This window comes from Methylobacterium sp. Leaf112 (assembly GCF_001423295.1).
Taxonomy (GTDB): Bacteria; Pseudomonadota; Alphaproteobacteria; order Rhizobiales; family Beijerinckiaceae; genus Methylobacterium.
This window is the reverse complement of sequence record NZ_LMNG01000006.1, coordinates 32,561-45,321: the sequence shown is the minus strand read 5'-3', so window position 1 is coordinate 45,321 and position 12,761 is coordinate 32,561. Positions and strand designations below refer to the sequence as shown.

Below are 12,761 nucleotides of genomic sequence, written 5' to 3'. Positions count from 1 at the left end.
TGTGGTTGAGGCTCTGTGCGGCAAATTGATCCCTACCGACCAGCATGGATTACCGTCTTTGCAGTGAAAGGCGTGTATTGGACGCCTCTCCCGGCTACTCAGAACTTACCGTTCTGGTTTTTCCATTCAGACTTGGCACGGATGGCCTCGATCACGTCCCAGTGCTCGGCAATCTTTCCGTTCTCGACGCGGAACAGATCATAGAAAGCGGTCGACCGACCGGCGAATGTACCCTCGCTCATGGTGAGCACGAAGTTACCCTGGCCCAACACACGGTGCACGGTGTCATACTTGATGGCGAGCCCGTTTTTCGCCATGGAATCGAACGCCTTGCCAAGCTCGGACAGGCCGTCACCGATCTGGGGATTGTGCTGGATGTAGCTGTCGCCCTCGAAGTAACCAGCAAATTTTTCCGTTCGGCCGTTGACGAGGATGTCGTCGACGTAGGCTTTCACGAGCGCCTTGTTGGCCTCGGTCTTGTCGAGGTCGGAGATCGCGGTCTGACCGTCCGTCATGGTGTGACCGCTCGGGTTGGGACCTGCGACTTCCTGCAAGTTGTCCCAGTGCTCAACGATCTTGCCAGATTCGAAGCGGTAGATGTCGAAACCTACCTTCGAGCCGAAGAATTCATAGTTGCAGTGCGCCACTACGAAGTCGCCATCCTCGAAGATACGCACAATGTCCACCCTGACCGAGTCCTTAGGCAGGGCGGCAAGCATCTGGGTGAAGCCGGAGAGGCCGTCCGGGACGGCGAGATTGTGCTGGATGTAACCATCGGCACTAATCACGGAGATGGCGTCTGAGGCACCCGACGATGCGGCTTCGAGCAAGGCGATAACCTGCTGTTTTCTTGTGGTCATGGTCGTCTCCTGTGCGAGGGCGGCCATGATGTCCGCAGCATCAGAGCGGCAAGGGTTGTAGAAGCGGCAAGATCCAGACGCCGCATTGAATGAACGGACGGCAATATGTATTAGAAATGGATACATATTAGTATGTACCTAATCCACGCACAGACTCCTGTAAAGGGGCGGCGCGGCGAATTCGCTGGACTGTCAGGCCGTCTCGGTGGCGTCCGCCCTCAGGTTATTTTCGTTCATGGCTACTTCGGCAGCCATGCTCGCAATCGTGGTGCGGGCAAGCTCCGCAAGCAGCGCCCGCTCCGTCGCCTGCATGTGTGCCTTGAATACCGGTGGGATATGACGCCCGATGGGACAGGCCGGATTGGGGTCGGCATGGATGCCGAACAAGGAACTTTCATCATCGACCGACTGATACACGTCTAGCAACGTGATCTCTTCGCCCGGTCGAGCCAGCAGGGCACCACCACCCGTTCCCATCTGAGATGTCGTAAGACCGGCCTTGGCAAGCTGGGACATCAGGCGACGGATCAGGGAAGGATTGGTGTTGACGCTCGATGCGATCAGCTCCGAGCTTGCGGGCACCCCCTGCTGGGCTTGCAGGATGATGAGGATATGGGTGGCGACGGCGAAGCGAGTGTTCATAGGGCGAGGCCCGTGGGTCGGATTTTCAACTGGCACCGTAAGTGGTGTTGCAGCCCTCACTTATCACGATGCAAGGCTGCGGGGCCGGCTTTCCTCCGAGGCTGTGTGAAAACGTGGTCCGCCCCCATTGAAGTGGTCCGCCTGTTACCGCGTGCCTGGCGCACCTGAGGTTGACCCCGTTTGTGGTCCACGACCTATGCAAGGTCTCGGGCTGTGACAGCTTGGTTGGCGAAGGCTCGGGGCGTCAAGCCGACCAGGGCCGTGTGGGGTCGAGGCGACCTCAAGCCGGCGGCCCTATGGCGGGGGACTCCGACAGCCTTTCCATAATCCGGCTCAGGGTAACGGGGGCCAATCCCAGCAATCGACGCCGACGTCGAGGCTTGTACGGGTAGCCGGGATGCTGCCGTGGGAATGTCCGTAGACGTGAAGGTCGCCGTGCCAGCCGTGGGGCCAGGTCAGGTGCGCATGGTGGCTGACGGCCGACTTCATCTGGCTCCCCCGCAAGTCGATGGTGAAACTGGTGCGTCCGGGCGTCTACCCTCCGCTCCGCGGCACGGCATTGCGCCTCGATGACGACGCCTCGATCCTCTACAAGCGTGGACTTCTTCCGGACCTACCCGGGCAAGTACGTGCCCAACCCCCTGATGATGCGGGCCCAGCGCCTCGACACCCCGTCATGGGACACGGTCCTCCGCGAGACCCTGGCGCTCACGAAGATGAATTGGAACAACACCCAGTTCGACGGCGGCCTGCCCATCACCATGCGTGCCGCCCGCCAGGTCGGGGAGATCCTGAAGCACGTGCCCACCGGAGCGCTGCCTGACCCGCGGTACCGCTTCTACATGTGAGTCCGTTCACCCGGCCTTGCGCACCAGAGTGCCGTCCGGAGCCTTCTCGAAATACTTCCCGTGCTCCCACCGGCCGATCATCTTCTTCTTCAGCGTGTCCTCGTCGAGCGGCTCCTTGTGCAGCCGAGCCCCACGGTGGATCGAGTCCTTCAAGCCTGCCAGGATCTCGTCCAGCGGCCGCGATCCGCCGACCGGCATCATCTCCGCCACCTCGGCCATGACCCGATCCCAGAACTCCTCCGCGCGTATCCGGTCCAGGCGCCTCCGCATCTGCTCGTTCTCGGCCCGCAGCTTCAGCACCTCGGCCGCCTCCCGCGCCAGCCGGACGTTCTCCTCCCGTAGGAAATCGCATTCCGTCAGGGCGTCGTCGCGGAGCTCGTCGTTGGCCCGGAGCCTGGCCTCCAGCTTCCTGCGGTCGTCCTCGAAGAGCTTCGCCTGGCTCGCCTGCGCGGCCTCGACGACAGCCCGCGTGAACGCCACGAGCTCGCCCTGGACCGTCTCCGGCAGGTCGTTCACCACCAGCCGCGGCCGGTAGTCCCGGTCCGCTTTCCACTCGCGCAGGATCGGCCCGACGATCCGGTTGGTGCCGCCGTTCGGCAGCGCGGCGATCAGGTTGCGCAGGCTCACGCGCTTCCGGGCGGCGAGCAGCTTGTCGCACGCCCGGTAGATCATCGCCTCGTAGATCGCGTCCTTGCCCGCCATCGCCCGCACTTCCTCTCGACAAGAGGATGAGGCCAACGTGGTTAATGATTCCGAAAGCTTGGGACGCAGGCACGGGGAAGCGCGTCCCGGTGCCCGCTGCCCTCGGAGTCGCGAATCCGCGGCCCCGAGCCTGGCCCGCCACGGGTCCCGGACCGGATTTCCTCGAAACACGGGGGTATCTTCCACAGCGATCCACCGCCCGCGGAGAAAGTCGGCCACCGACCGGCCAGGAACTACCGAGGCCTGTTGACGCCGTCGAATTCCAGCTGCAACCGTTCGCCATCCGTTCCCCGGCGCAACCGCCCCACACCCGGATCGAGACGTGCCCCTTCCCGACACCATAGCGAGACGCCGCCCGCCCGCCGGCGGGACCGCGCCCGCTTCCCGGACCATCCCAGGGGCCTGACCGACGCTTGCGCGTCCGGCGGCCCGAGAGGCCGCCATGACCGATCACGTCGACGCCATCGCTGCGTCCCCCCGAGCCTCCTTCGCGGCGCCACCGCTGGACACCGACGATAGTGCGCGCCACATCGGCGAGATCTTCCGCCGTCTGGCCCAGGCCGCCGAAACCTTCCCGCCCCAGGCGTATGCCCGGATCGTCGCCGCCGTCCTGGTCGCCCTCGGCAAGGCCGTGCTGGTCGAAGCCGAGCGCCACGCCGAGAGGCTGCGCGAGCGGATGGCGCCGGCTCGGCCCGGCATCAAGGTTTCCGCGAGCGCCCGCCGAGTCGACTTCGACGGGTGGGACCCCGGCGATCCGACCGAATCCTGACCCCGCCCAACTACCAGCGAGCCAACCGATGAAACTGATATCGACCCGGTCCGCCGAACGGCGGCCCCGCCCCCATACCCGACCCGAGACACCCCCCGGGGCCTGACCGGCGCACATGGATGCGCGCGGCGGCCCGTCGATGGAGGCTGCCACCATGCGCAAGAACAAGACCCCCGCCCAGGCCCTGAAGCGCCTCACCCGCATGACGGGCCAGGAATTCAAGGACGCCTACGACGACGGCTATTCCGTGTACGGCGAGTCCTCCCATGAGCAAGGCAAGCCGCCCACGCCGGAGGAGGTGTTGGGATCGGCGAGCGTCTCCACCGTTCTCGCGATCAGCATGTTGCACGCGATGCTGCCGACGAAGGTCCTCGCCCGCATCCAGGCACCCCCGAGCCTTGCCCTGGTCGTGAGCGTTCCCGGGCCGGACTGGATCGGTCCCATCGCCCACGCACTGACGTCGTTGAGGGCCTGGACGGAGGTAATTAAGCGAGATGGATCCAAGAAGATCAGCGACAATGCCTCTGTCGGGGGAGACAGTGTTGCATCGGCTTTGGGGGCAGGACGTAGCGTTGTCGGCGTAACGACAGCCCCTGACCGCTACCTGCCTGCAGCCCTCGTCGCGGCTGCCGACCTCCGCATCGAACTGAAGCCGCCAACCCCGAAGGCTCTCCGGGCAACCATCCGGCTCGTCACCGGGCGCCGTGCAGGGCCCTTGCCCGCCGACCTCATCCGGGGCTTGGGCTTCAACGAGATCGCGGCCTGCATCCGCAGGGGCAGCAGGCCGCGCGATTGCGTTCGACGGCTCAACGCGGCGTCTGCCTCGAAGAGGACATCCGCCCCCGACCTCAAGGCCGTTCCTCTGTTGAGGGACACGGTCGGCTACGGCGCTGCCCAGACGCACGGCCTGGCACTGATCGACGCCATCGAAGCTTATCGGCGCGGCGAGCGGACGTGGACATCAATCGAAGGCAAGAACATCGTGCTTGCGGGGCCGCCCGGAACAGGTAAGACTACTTACGCTCGAAGTTTTGCCAAGTCCTTGGGCGTCAACCTAACGGTGACCAGCGTCTCCTCTTGGTTCGCCCAGACCAATGGGTACCTCAACGACATCTGCCGTAAGGTTGATGAGGTGTTCTTAGAAGCATCTCAAAACGGCGGAGTTCTATTGATTGACGAACTCGATAGTCTTCCTTGCAGGGATCAATGCGATAGTCGACATCGTGATTACTGGGTTACCGTCGTCAATCACGTGTTGATGACCCTGGACGGCGCCGTTTCGAGCCCAGCGTCCAAGCTGATCATCATCGGAGCCACCAATTTCCCGGACAGGCTCGATCCTGCCCTGACCCGCCCTGGCCGCCTCGACCGCATCGTGCGGATCGATCTGCCGGACGAGGCCGCAATCGAGGGCATCCTCCGCCAGCACCTCGCCGGAGATCTGATGGACCAGGACCTGGGACCTATCGCGGCCATCGGCGCTGGCGCGACCGGTGCCGACATCGCCGGATGGGCTTCAAGCGCCCGCATGGTCGCCATGGCGGCCAAGCGTCCGATGGTGTTGTCGGACCTCATCGGTCGCCTCGTTCCCCCCGAGACGCGCTCGCCAGCCGAGCTTCTCGCGGTGGCACGTCATGAGGCTAGCCATGCAGCCGTCCTGACGATCAAGGGACTGGCTGAAGTCTCGATGGTGTCCATCGTCGCCCAGGGCAGCTTCGCAGGCCGCACGACGAGCCGCTTGGGGGATACGTCCAAGATGTCGGCGGACAAGCTCGATGATCTTGTCGTCAGCGTCCTGGCCGGTCGCGCCGCCGATCATCTCTGGGACACCGTCACGTCGGGCTCGGCCGGCGGTTCGGGCTCGGACCTCGCCTATGCCACCGCCCTCGTCGCAGGAAAGCACGCGAGCTGGGGGCTCGGGACGAGCCTTCTCTACAGAGGGGATCAGGCAACGGCTGTATCCCTCATCAGGACTGATCCTGTTTTCAGGCGTACTTGCGAAGACGACCTCGCCCGTTTGTACGAAATCAGCCGCGACCTGGTCAGCCGGAGCACCGACCTCATCGACCGGATCGCGCACCGCCTGGTCGAACGCCGCGTGATGGGCGGGGACGAGGTCCGAGCGATGATCGCGGGCTCGCCGCCGGCCACCGCCAAGGGGGCTCGCAAGGCCGGCACGGGAGGGGTCCATGTCTGATCGGGATCAGGATGCCCGCATCGGCCAGATCGTCACCGCCCTGGTGTCCCTCGGCCGGCTGCTGGACCCGGCCGACATGGAGGACATGCTCGGTGCCATCGGCGTCGAGGTCGACACAGGGTGGGAGATCGTCCTCGAACGACGGATGGTCCGGCGAGCCGACGGCAACGTCGTCGCCTTTCCGGGGAATACCGCTCCCGCTCGGGAGTAATCCCTGGGCTTTCGTCCACAGGCAATGCTGGGGCCAGGAAGATCGTTAACCTGTGGTCAGGCGCGCGGTGGCATCCTGACCATCCGCCCACAAGACCGCCCACCGGCCACGACCAGGCCCCAACCGAAGGAGGTCATCATACTCGACATAATAACCACCTCCCTCCGGTCCGGCGGTGCCCACTCGATGGCGATACCTCCCCACCGGAACTGACCCGGAGCGCCCCAGGGCGCCCGACCCTTCGCGATCACCCCGAAGGCCCGCCCGTACACGGGGCGCGGTGTCACGCTTGTTCCCCAGGAGGTTACCATGCCCTCACGCCAAAGCATTCTCCTGTCACGCCGCCAAGCCTGTGGCGCCCTGGTCATCGGCGGGACGAGCCTCGCCACAAAAGGGTGACAGGCTGACCCTTGCCAAAGGGAGAGACCGGGTACGTCGCGCAAGCGGCCACCGGGCTCATCGGCTTCGATTGGTCCGATACCGATCCGGACCGCCATCCCGCACCGAAGTGGGGCGGGCCCTCGGTCGGGACCATCGGCGACCCGTTCCGCGGGTTCGAGCACACCCACGAGAGCGAGCCTGAACGCGCGCTCCTGACCGTGCTGATCTCGCTCCCCAACGTGGTCCGCATCCGTGAGCAGCGGAAGGTGCAGTACGAACTCGCCGACGGTACGCACCACTACACCTTCGACGTCGAGGTCGAGTGGGCGGACGGCATCCGAGAGATCGTAGCAGTCAGACAAACCACCGATGGCCTCCATCGGGACGACACGGTCCAAATCGTCAAGACGATCTGCGCCCAGCACGGGAACAGGATCGCCCACGATTACCGCGCCGTCACCTACGAGACCCTCGACCCCTACGCGGTGCTCAACGGCCGGGAGATCATCGACTGCGGCCGGGACCATGACCACGCCGGAAAGGACGCCGTCCGCAAGGCGCTCCGAAGGCTCGGTCCGGTCACAACGCTCCGGGAGGTCGCCACGGCGACCGGCCTCGGCCAACCCGGGGTCCGGGCGGCGGTGGCGCTCCTGCAGTCGGGCATCCTGATGAACCCGCCCGGGAAGTGGCTCGACCTCGATCTCCCGCTGGAGAACCGGGTCTCGGGCGTCGACGTCCGAGAACAGTAACCATCCCCCTTAATCGGGCCGACAGCTGCGCGCGGGAAGATGACCACCACCGTCATCTTCCCGCCGGCGGATCGGACGCCGGAGAACGAGCGAAATGTCCGCACAAGCATACGCGTTCGGTCACAACGACCGCATCACCATCGATGGCGTCCACTATCGACCGGCCGGGCGACAGGGGCGCGCCAACCTGCTGCGCCTCGTCATCGACAACGCTGTGATCGACACGTCGATCAAGCCGCTGACCGACGAGGAATACGTCCGGCTGCATAGCGCCCGGAAGATCCGCATCGAGGAAGGTTTCTACTCACACGCGTACCAACTGCTGCGCGACCGAGCCGCCGGCACGGACCTGTCCGACCTTTCGGACCTCAACGAGGAGCAGCTTCGTACAATCGCCTGGAAGGTCGAGTGGTGCGTCCGATTCAATCAGGCCCGCATCGGCGCCGAAGGGTACGAGACGCGGCCGAACAAGACCCCGGAGGACATGGCCGCCTTCATCGCCAGCGAACGGGAGCTGGTCCATCGCTGGTACATCGACACCTTCGACGAGTCGCGACCGGTCGGCCGCTTGAAGGCGGGGTATCCGCGCAAGCCCTACGACTACCCGGGCGCCACCACCCTGAAGGAATGGCTCGACCTCTTCGATAAGGGCGACCATCAGCCCGGCGCGTTCCGACCCCAATACGAGAAGTGCGGCAACCGGCGGCAACTCGATCCCCGGGCGCTCGCAATCGTCGAGCGCGAGGTCCGCAAGTTCGCGACGGGAAACAGGATCAAGCCGGTCGACGTTTTCACCCGGGTCGAGGCGGAACTCATGATCCTGAATCGCCGGCTTCCGCCCGAATGCCACGTCTCCGTAGGCGACAAGGCCATTCGCCGCCGCATCAAGAAGTTGCCGCCGATCCTCATCGACCTCGCCCATCTCGGAGCCAAGAAGGCCGAGCTCAAGTACAACCCCGTCGGCGAGGGAGTGGTAACGGTCGACGGTCTGACGAAGCTCGCACGCATGGACCGCGTCGAGATGGACGACTGGACCTTCGACCTGTTCGCCATCCTCAGGCACAAGCATACCAGGCACGTCGTGACCCCCGGCGCCAGGAAGGCGTTGCGGACGCTCGACAAGAACCGACACAGCGTCCGATGCACCGTCACGGTCGCCATCGACACCGTCACGAAGTGCATCGTCGGCCTGCACGTCACGCCCTTCGCACCATCCGCGGCCGGATCGAAGTCGGCGATGCAGAGCATCGTGGTGAACAAGGCCGCGGCGGCCGCGTATGCGGATTGCGTCAGCGACTGGCCCATGATGGCAAGGCCGCTCTCGGTGGCGACGGATGGCGGGTCGGCCTTCCAGGGCGACTTCCACACCACGCTCGGAAAGCTCCAGGTCGAACATCTTCTGCCGGGCACCGATCCGCGCTCGCGCGGCACCATCGAGTCGTTCTTCAAGACCATCAAGAGGTTCTGCCGGATCTTTACCGGGCAGTCTTTCTCCAACATCGTCGAGAAGGGCGAGTACCAGTCCGAGGCGATGGCCAGCCTGCTCATGCAGGATGTCTACAAGCGTCTCGTTCGCTTCATCGTCGATGAATACCATCACAAGACCCACACCGGCCTGGGTGGCGAGCGTCCCTACCAGGCGTGGCGGTACAACACGGCCGAAAAGCGGGAGTGGCCGGAATTGCGGCCGCCGCCGGACCATTACGGCAGGCTCCATGCCTTCGGTCTGGCGGTGCCGAACCGCGTCGTTGGCGTCGACGGCGTCACCTACCTCCACGCCGTCTACACCCACGACCTGATGGCGAAGCTGCGGGGGTACCTCGGCCAACGGCGGGTCACCATCGTGACCGACCCCTGCAACATGTTCGGCATCCTGGTCAGGGTTCCGCCCGACCTCCGGCACCATTTTCCGAACGAGGGCGCCTACCTGCACTTCGACTCCGACGGCATGGAAGGAATTAACCTGGCCGAATGGCTGAAGGAAAACCGTGCCCTTCGCCGCTACGAGAAGCAGGAGAAGCTAGCCGGCAACCCGTTCCGGCTCACCGCCCATCTCGACCTGATGGCCGAGGCCGAAGAGGCCCGCAGACGCGCGGGCGTTCCCTCGCACGTGGTCTCGGAGGAGCAACTCAACGCCCTGGTCAAGCTGGTCGAGAAGGGTGGCGCCATCCGGCGCGAGAAGAAGCCCGCGCCCTCCGGTGCGCCCGTGAATGGCGACGTCGGCTCGGGCAGCATCGGGATTTCGGTTGCAAAGCCGGCCCGTGCACGACGGCCCGAAGGCGGCGCCTCTCCCCGCTCGACGACGGCGGACGACGACTCGATCAACATGTATGGCGAGGACGACGAATGAGCGGCGGTCGTAAGGACTACGATTTCGACGCCGTCGAGCCTAACACCAGCGACCCAAGCGCCGCGTTCGAGGCCATGCGAGCCAAGATGCCCGCACGGGACCTCGCGATCATGGAACGCCTCGACATCCTGGAAACGGTCTATGTCGAATGCGGACGGGACAAGGTCCTCCTTGAGACGTTCGGTAACTTCATGCGGAAGTACCTGACGAGAAAGGCGCAACGCAGAAAGCATTCAAACGTATTTTTCGTAACCGGACCGAGTGGCGCCGGAAAGACCGAGGCCGTCGAGCGGCTGTTGCGGGAATATCCGGCATTGCAGCCCGAGCGGAAGTCCTACGGTCTCGTTCGGCGTTACGTTTCGATTTCCCTGCAGGGCTACGTGATCCCGCGCATCCTCGCGGAGAACATCATGGTCGAGGCCGGGCATCCAATCGCCAAGGCCGGTCGAGGCGACGCGTGGAACCAGTTGTCGGGCGCGCTGATGAAGCGGGGCGTCTCGCTCGTGCACATCGACGAGACCCAGCACATCGTCAAGGACAAGGGCAGGGAGGGAGAGAACGAGGAGCTTGCCAACGCCATCAAGGGCGCCGCGAACTCACCGACATGGCCGATTGCCTTCGTTCTTTCCGGGCTGCCGAGGATCCTCAAGCTTCCCATCGACGACGAGCAATTCGAGCGGCGATCCCGCTGGGTCGATTTCCCGGACCTGAATATGGACACGCAGCGCATGCTCGTCGTCCGCATCCTGCAGAAGATGACCAAGGCTGTCGGCATGGGCATCGGGAACATGGGGGAAACCGACATGCCCGAACGGTTGGCGCATGCCACCCGCCATCGCTACGCGCGCGTCTGCGAGGGCGTCGTCGAGGCCATCCATACGGCCCTCGACAACGACCTGCGTACGACCGTGCTGACCCGTGAGCACTTCTCGCAAGCCTGGACGAACCAGACCCGGGCTCCCGGGGTCAAGCTCTACAATCCATTCGAGGTCGATGACTGGGCCAGCCTGCCGCAAGGGTCGTACCTCGGCAAGCCTGGTGACGAGGTGAACGGATGACGGCGGGCTTGCCCATCGAGCCGCTGAAGTGGAGTTTTCCGCCCCATCACCGGGAGCCCGCCTCCGGTTACGCCTCTCGTCTCGCGGCCCTCAACGGCGTCGACCTCGCTTCGCTGATGCGGGTATCGGGCATTTCCGTGCGCCATGTCCACGGCGGCCGTCCGGAGGGCGTGCGTGGCGTTGCCGACCTGGGCGGCTTGGATGTCGCCATGCGCCGGGAACTGGCACGAAACACCCCTTTCCGAGCCACCAAGCACACGTACGCCCGGTTCAGGGACGAGAAGTTCGCCTGGGGTTCGATCCTATCGGCATGCTTCCGCTTCTGTCCCCATTGCATCCATCGGGATCTCGTCGAGGCTCCTACCGACGTTCCGCTGGCCGCCCGTCCGTGGTTGCGGTTCGAATGGCTGATCGCCCAGGTCCGGTCATGCCGGGTGCATTCGGTGCTCCTTGCCGAGACACAACCCGTCACGAGGACGGTTCCGGACTTCGCGCAGGCGATGGATGCCGAAGTGCTTCCGCAACTCGATGCCCTCCGGGCCGCAGCCGTCGCCGCCAAGCCGAACGCGTTCGAGCATTGGCTTCTCGGTCGGTTGGAAGGAGAAAGTGACCGGACGAACTGGCTCGATGGCATGCCTCTCCACGCCGCAATGGCGACCTGCGAGGCGATTGGCGTCGAAGGCATCGGCGACGGGAGCGTGCCCCTGTCGGAACTCGGGATCGCGGCGATGTCGGAGGCATCGTTGTCCGGCTATCGCGTGGCGTCGGGCGGAAGGGGCGACATCGACCGCTTCCTGGACGCCCTCGTCGCCAGGAGCCACGCGGCCGGCTACGTCGGGATCAAGACCACGTACGGCTACATCCTGGAACTCCTGGGACGTACCCTCGACGACCCGGCCTTCGAACCCATCCGCGACATCGTCAGGCGGCACGCCATGGACAACGTGCCCCTCCCCGCGGGTAGCCAGGTCCTGGGACAGGTCCTTGAGGAAAGGCGCCTCCATACGCTGACCTCGGCCGCCGCGGCCTCTGGGACATCCTATCCGACCCTGCGCGCCATCTTCTCCAGGTCGGGTATCGCGCCGGCCCCGGCCTGCCCGGGCCAACAGCGTCACACGGTCCGTGTGGACGTGTTCGAGGAGAGACTAAGGGAATTCGCAGCGGCACTCAGGGTCGACGACGTGGTGACCACGTTCGACGTACCGAAGCGGCACCTCCTGGAACTGATCGCCCGCGGGTACGTCCGGACGCTGTTCGGGTCGCGAGAGGTCCACAAGGCACGGCACCGCATGGCCCGAGCCGATGTCGACGCCTTCATGGAGCGCCTGTTCGAGGGGGCGGTCCCGGTCGGGAAGCCGACCCCACGACAGGTCACCTTCGGTCGCGCCTGCTTCATCGCGTCGACCAACATCGGCGACCTGGTCGGCCTCGTCCTCGGCGGGACGCTGGCTTGGAGGGGGGCACTGCAAGGGGGCCGACGCTACGGGGATCTGCTGGTCGACGCCGACGAGGTGACCCGGGTCCTCCAAGGGGACGACCCAAGGCGCCGGAACCTCACCAAGGTCGAGATCGCCAAGGCATTGCCCGGCCTGCGCCGGTCGGTCGTGGAAGCCTTGATCCGCGCGGGGCGGTTGACGGTCGTCACGGAATTCTGCCCGGCAACCCGGCGAAGGCTGCCGCTCGTCGCCCGTGAGAGCTACGATGCGTTCACGGGCCGGTACCAGACCGTGACCGACATCTGCCACCTCCGGAACCTAGACCCCCGTGTTGTGAAGCGGCGCTTGGCCGAGGCCGGCTGCCAGCCTGCATTCGATGCGAACGTGATCGGGAATGCGATCTACGAGCGCAATGACGCGCTCGAAGCGGCCCTGCTCGATTGCCCGCCCCGTGGTGCGGTCTGGGCGAAGAGCCACCCGGGTGCCTCGCGTCGCGTCAGGGCGTGACGGGGCCCTAACGCGATCCAATCCGACAGGCTGACCCGGAAGCGGTGGGCG

11 protein-coding genes are annotated in these 12,761 nt (G+C 65.1%); 8 read left to right on the top strand and 3 right to left on the bottom strand.

The annotated features are described in order from the left end of the window. Positions 1–98 precede the first annotated feature (98 nt). Together ASF52_RS04770 and ASF52_RS04765 are read right to left on the bottom strand one after the other, a co-directional pair. The gene (locus ASF52_RS04770; protein ID WP_200937382.1) at positions 99–887 is read right to left on the bottom strand and encodes a nuclear transport factor 2 family protein; all 789 of its coding nucleotides are present in this window, start codon (positions 885–887) and stop codon (positions 99–101) included. Between the two features lie 165 nt (positions 888–1,052). Continuing rightward, entirely contained in the window at positions 1,053–1,502 is a 450-nt protein-coding gene (locus ASF52_RS04765; RefSeq protein WP_056168509.1) for an Rrf2 family transcriptional regulator, read from the bottom strand. Positions 1,503–2,098: 596 nt separating this feature from the next. On the opposite strand from ASF52_RS04765, the gene ASF52_RS04760 reads away from it, so the two are divergent. Continuing rightward, entirely contained in the window at positions 2,099–2,350 is a 252-nt protein-coding gene (locus ASF52_RS04760; RefSeq protein WP_056168508.1) for a hypothetical protein, read from the top strand. Between the two features lie 6 nt (positions 2,351–2,356). Here the strand turns inward: ASF52_RS04760 and ASF52_RS22845 are convergent, their stop codons facing one another. Then, entirely contained in the window at positions 2,357–3,052 is a 696-nt protein-coding gene (locus ASF52_RS22845; protein ID WP_162241017.1) for a DNA-binding protein, read from the bottom strand. Positions 3,053–3,494: 442 nt separating this feature from the next. Here ASF52_RS22845 and ASF52_RS04750 point away from each other — a divergent pair, with 442 nt between their 5' ends. The 7 genes from ASF52_RS04750 to ASF52_RS04720 all read left to right on the top strand — a co-directional run bounded on the left by ASF52_RS04750 (position 3,495) and on the right by ASF52_RS04720 (position 12,710). Beyond that, positions 3,495–3,821: a hypothetical protein gene (locus tag ASF52_RS04750; RefSeq protein ID WP_056168503.1), complete on the top strand. Its 327-nt coding sequence runs from the start codon at positions 3,495–3,497 to the stop codon at positions 3,819–3,821. A 154-nt stretch (positions 3,822–3,975) separates the two neighbouring features. Further along, positions 3,976–6,018, top strand: coding sequence for an AAA family ATPase (locus tag ASF52_RS04745; protein ID WP_162241016.1), 2,043 nt, complete (start codon positions 3,976–3,978; stop codon positions 6,016–6,018). Next, positions 6,011–6,229 carry a hypothetical protein gene (locus ASF52_RS04740; protein ID WP_056168488.1) on the top strand — a complete coding sequence of 73 codons (219 nt, stop codon included), beginning with the start codon at positions 6,011–6,013 and terminating at the stop codon, positions 6,227–6,229. The genes ASF52_RS04745 and ASF52_RS04740 overlap by 8 nt, the downstream gene beginning before the upstream one ends. Before the next feature lie 410 nt (positions 6,230–6,639). Beyond that, positions 6,640–7,359: a hypothetical protein gene (locus ASF52_RS04735; protein ID WP_056168485.1), complete on the top strand. Its 720-nt coding sequence runs from the start codon at positions 6,640–6,642 to the stop codon at positions 7,357–7,359. A 94-nt stretch (positions 7,360–7,453) separates the two neighbouring features. Then, positions 7,454–9,709, top strand: a complete 2,256-nt coding sequence (locus ASF52_RS22840) for a hypothetical protein (RefSeq protein ID WP_056168482.1) — start codon at positions 7,454–7,456, stop codon at positions 9,707–9,709. Next, complete coding sequence (locus tag ASF52_RS04725) at positions 9,706–10,767, top strand: ATP-binding protein (RefSeq protein WP_056168479.1); 1,062 nt, start codon at positions 9,706–9,708, stop codon at positions 10,765–10,767. Before ASF52_RS22840 ends, ASF52_RS04725 begins: the two co-directional genes overlap by 4 nt. Beyond that, on the top strand, positions 10,764–12,710 hold the full coding sequence (locus ASF52_RS04720) for a TniQ family protein (protein ID WP_056168477.1): 1,947 nt from the start codon (positions 10,764–10,766) through the stop codon (positions 12,708–12,710). Before ASF52_RS04725 ends, ASF52_RS04720 begins: the two co-directional genes overlap by 4 nt. Positions 12,711–12,761: the final 51 nt, after the last annotated feature.

Coding starts and splice junctions, on each gene's coding strand:
- ASF52_RS04720 (WP_056168477.1), top strand. CDS start 10,764: ATGACGGCGGGCTTGCCCATCGAGCCGCTGAAGTGGAGTTTTCCGCCC.
- ASF52_RS04725 (WP_056168479.1), top strand. CDS start 9,706: ATGAGCGGCGGTCGTAAGGACTACGATTTCGACGCCGTCGAGCCTAAC.
- ASF52_RS04765 (WP_056168509.1), bottom strand. CDS start 1,502: ATGAACACTCGCTTCGCCGTCGCCACCCATATCCTCATCATCCTGCAA.
- ASF52_RS22840 (WP_056168482.1), top strand. CDS start 7,454: ATGTCCGCACAAGCATACGCGTTCGGTCACAACGACCGCATCACCATC.
- ASF52_RS04740 (WP_056168488.1), top strand. CDS start 6,011: ATGTCTGATCGGGATCAGGATGCCCGCATCGGCCAGATCGTCACCGCC.
- ASF52_RS04770 (WP_200937382.1), bottom strand. CDS start 887: ATGGCCGCCCTCGCACAGGAGACGACCATGACCACAAGAAAACAGCAG.
- ASF52_RS04750 (WP_056168503.1), top strand. CDS start 3,495: ATGACCGATCACGTCGACGCCATCGCTGCGTCCCCCCGAGCCTCCTTC.
- ASF52_RS22845 (WP_162241017.1), bottom strand. CDS start 3,052: ATGGCGGGCAAGGACGCGATCTACGAGGCGATGATCTACCGGGCGTGC.
- ASF52_RS04745 (WP_162241016.1), top strand. CDS start 3,976: ATGCGCAAGAACAAGACCCCCGCCCAGGCCCTGAAGCGCCTCACCCGC.